Below are 13,887 nucleotides of genomic sequence, written 5' to 3' on the forward strand. Positions count from 1 at the left end.
CCCGATGAGACCGCAGTTCCCGGCCGGCCCAGCAAACCGGCTCGCGCTTTATTGGCTCGGCTTCCTCGCTGCCCTCAAGGCATTGTCACTGGTGCTGATGGCGCAGGCGGTGGCATCGGTCCTGGCCGGACTGGTCTCCCAGAGCCCGGCCTGGGCCGACCAGCTGGGCTGGGGACTGGCAGGCGTGGTCCTCCGGTCCGTGACGGTGTGGGCTCAAGGGGTGGCCTCGCGCCGGGCGGCCCTCGGAGTCAAGGAAGAACTGCGCGCCGCACTGCTGGAACGCGCACTGCGGAACGGCACGCGTGCGGCTGGCCCGTCCGACGGCGGCCTGGCGATCCTGGCCACCAGAGGCCTGGATGCTCTGGACAGCTACTACACCCAGTTTTTGCCGGCCCTCGTCAACTGCGCCGCCATCCCGCTCCTGCTGGGCGCCCGGATCCTGTTCGCCGACTGGGTCAGTGCAGTGGTGGTCGTCCTGACCGTACCGCTCGTGCCGGTGTTCATGGTGCTGATCGGCAGGTACACCGAAGACCGGGTCCGGGCCGCACAATCGGCCCTGGCCCGCCTGTCGGGCCACATGCTGGAACTGGCCAAAGGGCTGCCCGTACTGGTGGGGCTGGGCCGGGCCAGTGCCCAGCGGAAGGCCCTCGAGGACATCTCGGAGCAGTACCGCTCCCGGACCATGGACACCCTGCGGACGGCCTTCCTCTCCGCGCTCGCGCTGGAACTCATCGCCACGATCTCGGTGGCCGTTGTGGCCGTCTTCATCGGCGTGCGCCTGGTCCACGGCGACATGGCACTCGAGGCCGGGCTCCTCGCCCTGATCCTGGCACCCGACTGCTATCTGCCGTTGCGGGAACTGGGCACCGCCCACCACTCAAGCGACGACGGACGTGCGGCCCTGGCCGAGGTCGCCGCGGTGATGGACGCGCCGGAGGTCCGGCCGCTGCAGCCGCAGAATGGCTCGCAGCCGCAGGGCGGCCTGCTTCCCGGGGGGACTTCCGAGGGCGGCGCGGGCCTTCCGGCGGTGACGGTCAGGAATCTGACGGTCACGTACGGCGGGCGGCTGGAACCCGCCGTCGGACCGCTGGGTTTTGACGCACCCGCCGGCCGGATTACCGCCCTCGACGGTGCCAGCGGGGCAGGCAAGAGCACCATTCTGGGCGTCCTGGCGGGAATCGTCGGCACGGGCGGCGGTGCAGTGGTGAGCGGCGGGATCGCCGGGTTCTCGCCGCCGGATGTCGCCTGGGTGCCGCAGCATCCGGTCATGGTGGAGATTAGTGTGCTGGCCGAGGTGATGCTCTACCTGAAGGGCGGCGCCGCCGGCACCGCAGGCACAGCCTCCGCCCATGCCGCCGCCTCGAAGGCCAGGGCCTGCCTTGAGGCGGCAGGAGCCGGACACCTGGCCGCGAAACATCCCGCCGAGCTCAGCCCGGGGGAGCTCCGCAGGGTTGCCCTGGCGCGGGGCCTGGCCCGGATCGAGGCCGGTGCCACCCTGCTGCTGCTGGATGAGCCCACCGCGCATCTGGACCGCGAATCCGCCAACGTGGTCAACGAATCCATCCTGAAGCTTCGCGGCCGGGCCACTGTCCTGCTCGTGGCCCACGACCGCCTCACCCGGGAACTGGCAGACCACGTAGTTCCTGTCGCCGCCGGATCCGCACCGGGATGGCCGGCAGCAGACGCTGCCGGCTCGTCACGGCATTCCGCCGTTCTCCCGGCACCGGACGCGGGACCGGACGCGGCACCGGATGCGGCATTGGGGCGGGCGACGGCGCCGGTGACGGCGCGGGCGGCCGAGCACCGTGCCACGGCGGGAACCGACGCCCGGGCCGGAGGGACCGCGGGGGTCCGCACGCACAACACTCCCGCCCGGATCTTCAGGCTCCTGCGGCCGGAGTCCCTCAAATTCGGCGCAGCCGGCGTCGTGGGGGTCCTGGCGGCCCTGTTCGCCGTTGCCCTGGCAGGATTGTCCGGCTGGCTCATCATCCGGGCCAGCGAGCAGCCGCCCATCCTCTACCTCCTCACCGCCATCGTGGGCGTGCGGTTCTTCGGCATCGGCAGGGCAGTCCTGCGCTACACCGAGCGGCTCCTGCTGCACGACGCCGTATTCGCCTCGCTCACCAGGCTGCGCGGCCGGCTCTGGGATTCGCTGAGCCGTCGCGCCCTGTCCCTGCGCCGGCTCCTGCAAGGCGGAAACGTCCTGGGGACGGTGATTGACGACGTCGATACCGTCCGGGACCTGGTGCCCCGGGTGGTCCTGCCGCCTGTGACCGCCGTGGCTGTGGGTGCATCCGCCATTGCAGCCACAGGCCTCCTGCTGCCCGCGGCGCTGCCTGCAGTCATCGCCGCTGCAGTGGTGTCACTGGTTGCCGCGCCGGCAGCGGCACTCCTCGCAGACAGGATGTCGGCGCAGGCCGAGCAGCGGCTCCGCTCAGGGGTCCTGCGGGACATCGCCGCGGCGCTGGACGCCCGCGCTGAACTGCACGCCAACGGTGTCGCCGCACCTGTCCTGTCCGCCATTGGAGTTGCCGACAAGGAGGCAACAGCTGCCTCGCAGCGGTCCGCGTGGGCCGAGGGGCTGGGCCAGGCGCTCACCGTCCTTGCCTGCGGGACCGCCGCCCTGGCCGCTGCGGTCCTGGCCGGACCCGAGGTGACGGGCGGATCCGTGGCCCCGGCCACGGCCGCCGTCGTGGTCCTGCTGCAGCTCGCGCTGGTGGATCCGTACGCCGCCATCACGACGGCGGTACGCCAGTACCCGGCTCTCCGCCTGGTCCTGGACCGGATCAGCGAGGCCGGCGTGCTGGACGCCTCCGAAGCCGCCGACCCCGATGCCGCCGACCCTGATGCCGCCGGCGTTCCCGCCGCAGAAACGGGCGCCGCAGCCACACCCGCCGGGGACACCGGTGGACGGAACCGCGGGACACCCGGACTGGAGCCTGTTGCCCAACGCCCCGGCGGGCTGCCCGGTATCGAGCTTGAGTCGCTCTCCGCCGCCTGGCCCGCGGGTCCGGAAGTCTTCACCGGTGTTTCCGCGACGGCGGAACCTGGCCGCTGGCTCGCCGTGACCGGAACCTCAGGCTCCGGAAAGTCCACCCTGCTGGCCGTCCTGCTCGGGTTCCTGCCGCCACGCTCCGGCCGGATCGCTGTCACCGGACGCGCTGCCTGGTGTCCGCAGGAAGCGCACCTTTTCGACTCCACCATCCGCGGAAACCTCCTGCTCGGCCGGCCGGAAGGCAAGGACGGCGACGCCGGTCAGGAAATCGCTAAAGCCCTGGCCGCCGTGGGGCTGGAGCCGCTGCTTCGCAGGCTGGAGAATGGCGCCGACACCCGGATCGGACCCGGAGGCGCCTTCCTCAGCGGCGGGGAACGCCAACGGCTGGCGGTTGCCAGGACCCTCATGACCGGGGCCGACGTGATCCTGCTGGACGAACCCACCGCCCATCTTGACGCCGAGGCGGGCAGGGAGATGCTGGCTGACCTTCGGCGGGGTCTCACCGGACGGACCGTAGTTCTGGTGACCCACAATCCCGACGACATAGACCCGGCAGATCGCAGGCTGGACCTCGACGCGGGGGCGCGCGCCGGCGTCGGGCAGGTTCTGGCGCGGGGCGGGGCCGGCAGCTAGCCTGTTGGCATGCTGAACAACGACGCTCCGATGCCCGGATCCTGGCGGGCCGCACTGGCCGGCGAGGGGCTGGCCTGGCGTCCGGCAGAGGAGAGGGACGTCGCGGCGTGGGCGGACCTGATTGCCCGGACGGCCGAGGTGGAACGGCCCGTGTGGTTTGAGCGGGCCGCCGACCTTGAACAGATCCTGCAGTCGAAGAAGAACCATCCGGCCGCCAACACGCTGCTGCTGCTGGACCGCGGGTCGGTACCCCGCGCTTATGCCCGCATCACGAAAAACCCGGACGGCGACAAGGCCTACGGTTTCGGCTGCGTCGACCCCGGCTGGCAGCGCCGGGGAATCGGCACGGCGCTGCTGGGATGGCTCAGCCAGCGGACCCTCGAGCGTTTCGCGGAAGACCAGGGTCGGGAAGACAACGAACCGTCGCCGCGGCTGCGGGTCCACATGGAACAGCAGCACGAGCACCAGCAGCGGCTGCTCCGCAAAGAAGGATTCCACGTGGTGCGCTATTTCAACGAGATGCACCGGCACCTGGACGGCGTCCCGCTTCCAGACGTGCGGCTCGATGACGGGCTGGAACTGGCAACCATGCGGCCGGAGCTCAGCGAGGAGGTCAGGCTGGCCCACAACGCCGCCTTCCGTGACCACTGGGGAAGCGAACCACGGGATGAGGAATCCTGGGGTTTCACCGTCAACGATCCGCAGGCCAGGCCGGACCTGAGCGCTGTGGTCCTGGACCGCGGCTCCGGAACCGTGGCAGGCTACCAGCTGGCCAGCCACGACCCGGACAGCGCGGTATCCCGGGGCTACACCGAGGGGTATACGGAACTGCTGGGCGTCCGCCGCGAGTACCGCGGACGCGGGATCGCCCAGGCCCTGCTCGCCGATGCGATGCGGCGCTTTGCCGCGGCGGGGATGGACCGCGCCTCCCTCGACGTCGATTCGGAGAACCCCACTGGCGCGCTCGCCCTCTACGAAAAAATGGGGTACAGCGCCGTCAACCGGAGCCTGGCGTGGGACAAGGAATTGTCGGCGCGCACAGCTGACCGGGCCAGCTGATCAACTCAGGCGTCGACGTCGTGCAGGTGATGGACGACGTCGTGCAGGAAGTACTGCGCGAGGGTCATCACCGTGAACTCCGAACCGTTGCCCCGGATGCCTTTCCTGCCCCACTCGTCCTCATGAACGCCCGCGAATGACTCCGCGATCTGTTCGCCTTCGCCGGTTAGTTCGGCACTGACGATGGCGGGGTCCGCGTTGGCGTAGTCCTGCTCCACGGCGGTCTTGTCCTGGTCCCAGTTCTCGAACCGGGCGTTGTCCTCGCTCAGCATCAGGTTCAGCCGGCGGTCGAAGAGGCTGAAGACATCCCGGACATGCGATGCGTACTCCAGCACGGACCACGTGGCCTCGTCCGGTCGTTCCGCGACGTCCGGGCGGCGCAGCGCCGCCCGCCAGCGCGGAAGCATGTTCGTGACGCTGCCGGGAACCGTGGCGGGAGTGACTGTCGAGGCGTCGAATCCGCACTCCGGGCAGACCCTGGTCAGCACCCAGGTCCAGTCTTTTTCATCGGGGATGATAGGCATGCCAGTAGTCTAGGCCCAGGTCATGCTGGGCCCAATGGCGTCCACGGCCTGCGACAGCGGGATGCCGGAGCCGTCCCGTCGGCCGTGTTCCTGCGGGAGCGAGCGCGCCACCCCCGCCAGCGAGGACGCCTTGGCCGGCCCGTGTCCGGCCCACGCAATGAGCAGGGTATCTTCGCCCTTCAGGAACCGGTGCGCCCGCACTCCCGCAGTGGCCCTGCCCTTGGCCGGGTACTCCGCGAAGGCCGTCACTTTCCCGGCACCGGGGGCAGTGCCCGGCAGGGCACCCTCGGTCCCGGAAACGGTGACCACGACGGCCTCCTCGTCGCCCGGGGCGACAGTTCCGAAGAACAGCACCTCGTCCCCGGCTCCCAGCTTGATCCCTGCCATCCCGCCCGCCGTGCGGCCCTGCGGCCGGACCGCTGCGGCGGTGAAGCGCAGCAGCTGCGCCTGCTTGGTGAGGAACACGAGGTCGACGTCGTCCGCCCCGGCCGGCTCAACGCCCACCACGGTGTCCTTGTCCTTCAGGGCAATGACTTCCCAGTCCTCGCGGTTGAGGGGGTAGTCGGGCTGGACGCGTTTGACGATGCCCTGCGCCGTGCCGATCGCCAGCACCGTATCCAGCGGGGCGAAAGCGACCAGCGTCTCGCCCTTCAGCAGCGTGATGAAGTCCTTGGCAGGTACGCCGCCGGCCAGGTTGGGAAGGCCGGACATCGGCGGCAACACGGGCATGTCCATGACCTGGAGGCGCAGCATCCTGCCCAGGGACGTGACGGCGGCGATCTCGCCGCGCGCCGAGGTTTTCACCACGGACCGGAAGACGTCGTGCCGTGACCGCGGACCGGACTCGGCCAGGGGCTCCTGGTTTGAGGTCCGGGCGATCTGTCCGCTGGCGCTCAGGATGGCCCAACAGGGATCATCGGCTATTTCCAGGGCGAGCGGGGCCGCCTTGCCCTTGCCGCCGGGCGCAGCGGCCAGCGCGGCGACGGTGGGGGAGACCGCCTCGGATTCAAGCAGCACCGTCCGGCGCGGGGTGCCGTACTTTTCCGCGATTTCAGCCAGTTCGGCGGAGACAAGTTCACGCAGGCGCTGGTCCGAAGCCAGGATGGCCTCAAGCTCCGCAATCTCACGCTTCAGCTGGTCCTGCTCTTTTTCGAGCTCGATCCGGGAGTACTTGGTCAGCTGCCGGAGCCGGAGTTCCAGGATGTAGTTCGCCTGGATTTCGGTGAGGTCGTAAATGGACATGAGGCGTTCGCGGGCGGCGGCAACCTCGTCGGAGGACCGGATGATCTGGATGACCTCGTCGATGTCCACGATGGCGATCAGCAGGCCCTCCACCAGGTGGAGGCGGTCCTTCTTCTTTGCCAGCCGGAAAGCCGTGCGGCGCCGCACCACGTTAATGCGGTGGTCCACGTAGACGGAGAGCAGCTGCACGAGGCCCAGCGTCTGCGGCTGGCCGTCCACGAGCGTCACGTTGTTGATGCCGAAGGAATCTTCCATCGGCGAGTAGCGGTAGAGCTGCTGGAGCACGGCGTTCGGGTTGAAGCCGTTCTTCAGCTCGATCACCAGGCGGAGCCCGTGCTTGCGGTCGGTCAGGTCCACGATGTCGCTGATGCCGGTCAGCTTCTTGCCGTTGACGGCGTCTTTGATCTTCTCGATCACCTTTTCCGGGCCCACCATGTAGGGAAGCTCGGTGACCACCAGGCCGGTGCGGCGGGCGGACAGCTGCTCGATCTCCACCTTCGCCCGGGTCTTGAACGAGCCGCGGCCCGTGGCGTAGGCGTCGCGGATGCCGTCCAGGCCCACGATCCGGCCGCCCGTGGGCAGGTCCGGGCCGGGGACGAACCGCATGAGGTTCTCGAGGGTGGCCTCGGGGTTCGCGATCAGGTGCCGGGCAGCGGAGATGACCTCCACGAGGTTGTGCGGGGCCATGTTTGTGGCCATGCCCACGGCAATGCCCGTGGCGCCGTTGACCAGCAGGTTGGGGAACGCTGCCGGCAGGACATCCGGCTGGGTCAGCTGGTTGTCGTAGTTGGGGACGAAATTCACCACATCTTCGTCGAGGTGGTCGGTGAGGGTGAGCGCAGCCGCAGCGAGGCGGGCCTCGGTGTACCGCGGGGCCGCCGGGCCGTCGTCGAGCGAGCCGAAGTTGCCGTGGCCGTCGATCAGCGGCAGCCGCAGCGAAAAGTCCTGCGCCATGCGGACCATGGCGTCGTAGATCGCGGTGTCGCCGTGCGGGTGCAGCTTGCCCATGACCTCGCCCACCACGCGGGCGCTCTTGACGTGGCCGCGGTCAGGGCGCAGGCCCATTTCGCTCATCATGTAGAGGATGCGCCGCTGCACCGGTTTCAGGCCGTCACGGGCATCCGGGAGGGCCCGTGAATAGATGACCGAATAGGCGTACTCGAGGAACGAGCCTTCCATTTCCGACGTGACGTCGATGTCAACGATGTTCTCGGTGTAGTCCTGGACGGCGTCCCCTGCCGGGGCGGAACTTTGGCGGCGGGCCATGGGGCTGGTGGATCCTTAACGGTTTACTGGCGAATTTTAGCTAGGCTAAGCCTATGGTGGATCAGCCCGGGGACGGCGTATATCCGGAACATTGGGAAGCCGATGTCGTTCTGCGGGACGGAGGGACGGCTCATCTGCGCCCGATCCACCCCTCAGATGCCGACGCCGTGCAGGCTTTCCATACCGGCCAGTCGCAGAAGTCCATCTACATGCGGTTTTTCGCCTTCAAAGCGAGGCTCTCCAGCAAGGAGCTGAAGCGCTTCACGGAAGTGGACTACAAGGACCGGGTGGCGCTGGTGATCACCATAGGCGGTGAAATCCTGGGCATCGGCCGCTACGACCGGCTGACCGATCCCGAAGAAGCCGAGGTTGCCTTCAATATAGCCGACGCCCACCAGGGTCGCGGCATCGGATCGATCCTGCTGGAACACCTGGCCGCCGCCGCCCGCGAAAACGGCATCCGTAAATTCAGTGCCGAAGTGCTGCCGGAAAACCGCAAAATGCTGATGGTTTTCTCCGACGCCGGTTACGACGTCAAGAGGCATTTCGACGACGGTGTGGTGAGCCTGGAGTTCAACATCGACCCCACGGAAAAATCCCGGGCCGTGATGGAGTCGCGTGAGCACCGCGCGGAGGCGCGCAGCATCCAGGAGCTGCTGGCGCCGTCGTCGGTCGCGGTGATCGGGGCCAGCCGCAAATGGGGCACCATCGGCTACCAGCTGCTCGAACACATCATCGAGGGCGGCTTCACCGGGCCGGTCTACGCCATCAACCCCGAGGCGCTCGAACTCGCCGGGATGCTGTCCTTCGCCAGGCTCTCCGAGGTGCCGGACCCCGTCCGGCTGGCCATCATCGCCGTCCCCTATGATGAAGTGCCCAAAGTTGTGGCGGACTGCGCGGCCTCGGGAGTCAAGGGCGTTGTGGTGGCGACGGCCGGGTACGCCGACGACGGTGAACGCGGGCTGGCCAGGCAGCGCGAGCTGGTCCGCCAGGCCCGCTCCAACGGGATGCGCGTGATCGGCCCCGCGTCCCTGGGGATCGTCAACACGAACCCGGCCGTGTCCCTGAACGCATCCATGGCGCCAAGCCTGCCGCGCCGGGGCGGCCTGGGACTCTTCAGCCAGTCCGCCGCCATTGGTGTGGCGCTGTACGCCGCGTCCAGCCGTCGCCGCCTGGGCCTTTCCACGTTCCTGTCCGCCGGCAACCGGGCCGACGTCTCCGGCAACGACATGATGCAGTTCTGGGAAGACGACGCCGACACGGCCGCGGTGGGACTCTACCTCGAATCCATCGGAAATCCGCGCAAGTTTTCCCGGCTCGCCCGCCGCCTGGCCCGCACCAAGCCCGTCATCGTGGCGAAATCGGACTCGATGGGCCTGCAGTTGCCTCCGGGGCATGCGGTTCGGACCACGCAGGCGCCTGCCGGCGCCCTGGACGCGATGATGCGCCAGTCCGGCGTCATCCGGGTTGAAACGATTGAGCAGCTGATGGACGTGGCCCAGATCGTCGCCGGCCAGCCGCTGCCGGCCGGGGCGGACATTGCTGTTTTCAGCAACTCCCGGGCCCTCGGAAAGGTGGTCGCGGACAGTGCCGCCGCCAACGGGCTCGGCGTTGAGCGGATTGTCACGGACGTGGATCTCGACGCCGGCATGTCACTGGCGCTGCCGGCACTCCGGGAGAGCCTCGCCGGGATCCTCGCCTCGGACTCCATCCACGCCGTCGTGGTGGCGCTGCTGCCGGCACGGGGCCTCACGGTGGAGAAGATTGCCGGCGTCCTGGCGGAATGCTCCGCCGCGGCCGGAAAACCGGTGGTTGCCGCCTTCACCGGGATCCTGGACCCGTCCGTCTATGTTGAGGGCATGGTGGGGGCGGAACCGTTGCCTGTCCACGCAGTGGACGCCGAATCCGCCAGCGGATCCGTGCCGTGCTACTCCAACCCCGGTGCCGCCGTCGCAGCGCTCGCCGCCGTGGTCAAGTATGCCGAGTGGGTCGAACGCGACCAGGGTCTCTTCGCGGAGCCGGAAGGATGCGACCCGGAAAGCGTCAGGGCCGAGCTGGAGGAACTGCTCCATGACGTCCCCGGCGAGCAGCTGGTGCAGCTCGACCCGGCGAAGGCGGCAACCCTGCTGGCCCACTACGGCATCGACGTTGTCCCCTCCGTGGGCTTCGAGACGCCCGACCAGGCTGTTGCAGCCGCCGAGCGGCTTGGCTGGCCGGTGGTGCTGAAGACCACCGATCCGACCCTGCGCCACCGGCTGGACCTTGGCGGTGTGCGGCTGGACATCCAGGACGCCGAATCATTGCGGCGCAACATCGTAGAGATGCACCGCGCCCTTGCGCCCTACGGCTCGCCGTCCATGGAAGTCCAGATGATGGCTCAGGTGGGCCAAGCCTGCACGTTCCGGGCCATTGAGGATCCGCTGCTGGGTCCGGTGGTTTCCTTTGGACTTGCCGGGGACGCCGTGAATTTGCTGGAGGACTGGGCCCACCGGGTTCCGCCGCTGTCCGGTGCCGATGTCCACGACTTCATCCGCGCGCCGCGCGCGGCCCGGAAACTGTTCGGATACCAGGGCCTTCCGGCGGTGGATGTGGCCGCGCTGGAGGACCTTGCCGCGAGGTTGACCCGGCTCAAGGACAACCATCCCGAAATAGCGCTGGTTGAGTTCAACCCTGTCCTGGCGGGGCTGCGCGGCGTATCGATCCTGGCCGCAGATGTCCGGATCGCGAACGCCGCCCAGCGGACCGACAGTGCCCGCCGGGCGATGCGAAGCTAGCCCGCCCCGGGCGCACAGTTAGCAAGTGCCCAGTCGATCTGTGAAAATGGAGTCATGAGCCCCCAGCCTCCCACGTCGAAGCCGCACGCACCCCGACCCGGTCACCAGGCCTCACACGGGCATAGCGCACATGACCACGGTGTCCAGGGCCAGAGCCTTGAAGGCGCACTCCAGCAGGCAGGCTTCTACCCACGGCTGGTCGCCGATGTCGTTGATGACGCACTGGACGGCCGCGACTGCATGGCGCACCTTGTGCATCTTGAAACCCATTTCGACCGCGCGGAAGTTCGCCGCCACATCACCGTGCTGGTGCTGACGGACGACATGCTGGTCATCGCCCATGTTGACGACCAGCAGCTCGACGAGGCCGGCGAGCAGATTGTCGCCCAGATTTCCACCGAATCAGTACCGGTGGCGCAGATCCGTTCCGTGGTCCTGAGCTACATGTACGCCCAGCCGCAAAACTACAAGCCCTCGGATCCCGTGCGGGAACTCACCCTTTCCATCGCCTGGTCCGGCGGCCAGCGACTGGACATGGGGCCGGCCAGCTGCGGGGACCCCCAGTGCGAGGCGGACCACGGTTACAGCGGCACCATCGCCCAGGAGGACATCGTGCTGCGAATCAGCGCCGAAGCCGACGGCCTGCAGGCCGTCCAGGACGCCAAGCTGTTCGCCCGCGCCCTGCGCGCCGTCAACACCGGTTCGGCGCCCCTGCCGCACAGCGGCCTGGTGGCCGCGCCGCGTCCGCGCACCGGCGTTTTTGGAAACCGCCTCAGCCGCGGGCACCAGCGCTGAGATGATTCCCGGAAACAACTCTGAGCAGTCAGCTGTCGCCATCGCCGAGGGTGCCCCCGCTCCTTCGCCGATGCCACCGGCGCCTGCTTTCGGCCAACGTTCCATCGCCGAAGTACTGACCAGCGCGGCGGCCAGCCTGGGGATTGAAGGCTTCGAGAACCGGCTGAACCTGCCTGCCGCCAAGCGGGTGTGCGTTGTCCTCGCTGACGGCCTGGGCCGCGGCCTGCTGAAGCAAAAATCGGCACACACCCCCTTCCTCCGGTCCGTGATGCAGCAGGGACAGGGAGCCGTTCCAGTGGCCCTGGATTCCGCCTTCCCCTCCACGACAGCCTCCTCCCTCGCCAGCTTCGGGACAGGGCTCCCTGCCGGCCAGCACGGAATGGTGGGCTATGACGTCCTCGATCCCGGGCAGGACAAAGTGGTCAACATGCTGGGCAACTGGGATGCCGGTGTGGACCCCCTCGAATGGCAGCCGTTTCCCACCGTGTTCGAGCGCGCCGCGGCCCACACCGACGTCACCACCATCAGCCTTCCGCAGTTCGGCGCCTCACCCATGACCCAGGCCGCCCTCCGCGGCGGCCGGTTCATCGCCGCCGAAACCCCGCACGCCAGGACTGCAGCGGCGGCGGAGGCCATGCTGGGCACCGACAGTTCCCTGATGTACTTCTACGTCAACGACCTGGACAAGGCGGGGCACCGCTACGGCTGCCAGTCCGCCCAGTGGGAACACCAGCTTGAAGAGCTGGACGCCACCGTACGCCGGCTCAACGCCACGCTTCCGCCGGGGACCACTGTCCTGTTGACCGCGGACCACGGCATGCTCGACGTCCCGGAATCGCAGCGGTTCGACTACTCGGCGGAACCGGCCCTCATCGCCGGCGTCCGGCACACCGCAGGGGAGCCGCGCATGGTCCACCTGTATCTGGAGCCCGACGCCGGTGATCAGGACCGGCCACTGCTGATTGAATCGTGGCGGAAACGTTTTGGAGACAGGATCTGGGCGTTCACCCGCGACGAGGCCGTGTCCGCCGGGCTCTTCGGCGACATCCGCCCGGAAGTCAGCGCGCGCATCGGCGATGTCATGATCGCCGCCCGGGACGCCCTGGCGCTCTACGACACGCGCCGCGTGCGCCCCGCCGCGCTGGAGGTCGTCGGGCAGCACGGGTCGCTGACCAAAGCCGAGCGGGAGGTTCCGCTGTTGTGCTTCCAGGCCCAAGGCCGAAAGGGAGCGCGTGGCTGAACTCGTCTTCTTCTCAGGAACCATGGACTGCGGAAAATCCACCCTCGCCCTGCAGATGGACCACAACCACCGGGCCCGCGGCCGCGGCGGCGTCCGGTTCAGCCGCAACGACCGTGCCGGCGGTGCCAGGATCTCCAGCCGGCTCGGACTCGAGACGGACTGCGTGGAAGTCCTGGACAGCACGGACTTCTGGGACGAGGTCATCCAACGCCGCACCCGCGGCCTGCGGGTGGACTACCTCATTTGTGACGAAGCCCAGTTCTACTCACCACTGCAGGTGGAACAGCTGGCCCGGATTGTGGACGAGATCGACGTCGACGTGTTTGCTTTCGGGATCAGCGCCGACTTCCGCACCCGCCTTTTCCCGGGATCGCAGCGGCTCATCGAGCTGGCGGACCGCGTCCAGGTCCTGCAGGTGGAGGCGCTGTGCTGGTGCGGACGCCGGGCCACCCACAATGCCCGCACGGTCGACGGCGTGATGGTCACCGAAGGTGCGCAGGTGGTGGTGGGCGACGTCGACATGGCCGGTGACCAGGCCCCCACCAGCGCGGCGGACCACGCCCCCGTGGTGGGCTACGAGACGTTGTGCCGGCGGCACTTCATGCGGCGGGTCACTGCCCACGGCGCCAACGTCATGGCCCAGCAGGACCAGCTGTTGCCGTTCGAGGTGGACGCCTGCCTGTGGAACGGTGCCGGGGAAACCCGGCCCGGCTGACCCGCTGCGCCGGGGGAGTGCCTGAGGATGCGGACGGAGCCGGCTGTGCCAGCCGGGTTGCTATCTCATCCGCCCAGGCGTCGACGGCCGTCCAGTCCCGCAAATCCCCGAATCGGCCGCCGGTGAGCCGGAACAAAACCCGGAGCAATGCAGGCATCTGGGCGGCCTGGTAGACACCTGAGAAGACTCTGTGGCCGCGAAGCGGAACGTCCTTTGCGAGAACTCCGGCGATACGCGCCTGTTGCACTGCGGCACCACGCTTGCGAAACGGCTTTGGCAGGGCATCCGCCATCCCGACGCTGAACGCCCAAACGGGTAATCCGGCCAGCTCGGGCGCATGGCGTGCAAAGAACAGGACCGCCTGGGGCAGCCAGGCCTGATTGTGGATGGCGCTGCCGACCACCACAGCCTTGTAGCCGGAGACAGCCTTGACGTCTTCCACGGACCGGCATTCGACCTCGCCCAGCCTCACCGCCATGCGGGAGGCCACACGTTGGGCTATCTCCCGGGTGGAACCCATCGCACTTGCGTAGGTGACAAGAACAGTCATGATGACGCCTCCAACCTTCCGCTCTCCAGTCTCATGGAAAGTTCGCTGGCTGGAAGGTGCCATTAGTCCCTATGCGGGCTCAGGCAGGGCGGAG

General features: G+C 68.4%; 9 protein-coding genes. 6 read left to right on the forward strand and 3 right to left on the reverse strand.

The annotated features are described in order from the left end of the window. The first annotated feature begins 4 nt into the window (after positions 1-4). Together cydD and ACSQ1X_RS08320 are read left to right on the forward strand one after the other, a co-directional pair. A complete protein-coding gene (cydD, locus tag ACSQ1X_RS08315; RefSeq protein WP_436057310.1) occupies positions 5-3,628 on the forward strand; it encodes a thiol reductant ABC exporter subunit CydD in 3,624 nt (1,207 codons plus the stop codon). 9 nt (positions 3,629-3,637) lie between these two features. Continuing rightward, on the forward strand, positions 3,638-4,687 hold the full coding sequence (locus ACSQ1X_RS08320; protein WP_436057311.1) for a GNAT family N-acetyltransferase: 1,050 nt from the start codon (positions 3,638-3,640) through the stop codon (positions 4,685-4,687). 5 nt (positions 4,688-4,692) lie between these two features. On the opposite strand, the gene ACSQ1X_RS08325 is transcribed toward ACSQ1X_RS08320, so the two are convergent. Both ACSQ1X_RS08325 and ACSQ1X_RS08330 read right to left on the reverse strand, forming a co-directional pair. Then, the gene (locus tag ACSQ1X_RS08325) at positions 4,693-5,211 is read right to left on the reverse strand and encodes a DinB family protein (RefSeq protein WP_436057312.1); all 519 of its coding nucleotides are present in this window, start codon (positions 5,209-5,211) and stop codon (positions 4,693-4,695) included. Between the two features lie 9 nt (positions 5,212-5,220). Beyond that, entirely contained in the window at positions 5,221-7,719 is a 2,499-nt protein-coding gene (locus tag ACSQ1X_RS08330) for a DNA gyrase/topoisomerase IV subunit A (RefSeq protein WP_436057313.1), read from the reverse strand. A 53-nt stretch (positions 7,720-7,772) separates the two neighbouring features. Between ACSQ1X_RS08330 and ACSQ1X_RS08335 the strand changes: the two genes are divergently transcribed. The 4 genes from ACSQ1X_RS08335 (at position 7,773) to ACSQ1X_RS08350 (ending at position 13,243) form a co-directional block, all read left to right on the forward strand. After that, positions 7,773-10,493 carry a bifunctional acetate--CoA ligase family protein/GNAT family N-acetyltransferase gene (locus tag ACSQ1X_RS08335; protein WP_436057314.1) on the forward strand — a complete coding sequence of 907 codons (2,721 nt, stop codon included), beginning with the start codon at positions 7,773-7,775 and terminating at the stop codon, positions 10,491-10,493. Between the two features lie 54 nt (positions 10,494-10,547). Continuing rightward, positions 10,548-11,288: a DUF5998 family protein gene (locus ACSQ1X_RS08340; protein WP_436057315.1), complete on the forward strand. Its 741-nt coding sequence runs from the start codon at positions 10,548-10,550 to the stop codon at positions 11,286-11,288. Between the two features lie 70 nt (positions 11,289-11,358). Further along, complete coding sequence (locus ACSQ1X_RS08345; protein WP_436059295.1) at positions 11,359-12,528, forward strand: alkaline phosphatase family protein; 1,170 nt, start codon at positions 11,359-11,361, stop codon at positions 12,526-12,528. After that, the gene (locus ACSQ1X_RS08350; RefSeq protein ID WP_436057316.1) at positions 12,521-13,243 is read left to right on the forward strand and encodes a thymidine kinase; all 723 of its coding nucleotides are present in this window, start codon (positions 12,521-12,523) and stop codon (positions 13,241-13,243) included. Before ACSQ1X_RS08345 ends, ACSQ1X_RS08350 begins: the two co-directional genes overlap by 8 nt. Here ACSQ1X_RS08350 and ACSQ1X_RS08355 read toward each other — a convergent pair. After that, on the reverse strand, positions 13,161-13,856 hold the full coding sequence (locus ACSQ1X_RS08355; protein WP_436057317.1) for a flavodoxin domain-containing protein: 696 nt from the start codon (positions 13,854-13,856) through the stop codon (positions 13,161-13,163). The genes ACSQ1X_RS08350 and ACSQ1X_RS08355 overlap by 83 nt on opposite strands. Between the last annotated feature and the right edge of the window lie 31 nt (positions 13,857-13,887).

Origin of the sequence: Arthrobacter sp. LjRoot78, assembly GCF_964254335.1 — a bacterium.
Classification (GTDB): Bacteria; Actinomycetota; Actinomycetes; order Actinomycetales; family Micrococcaceae; genus Arthrobacter.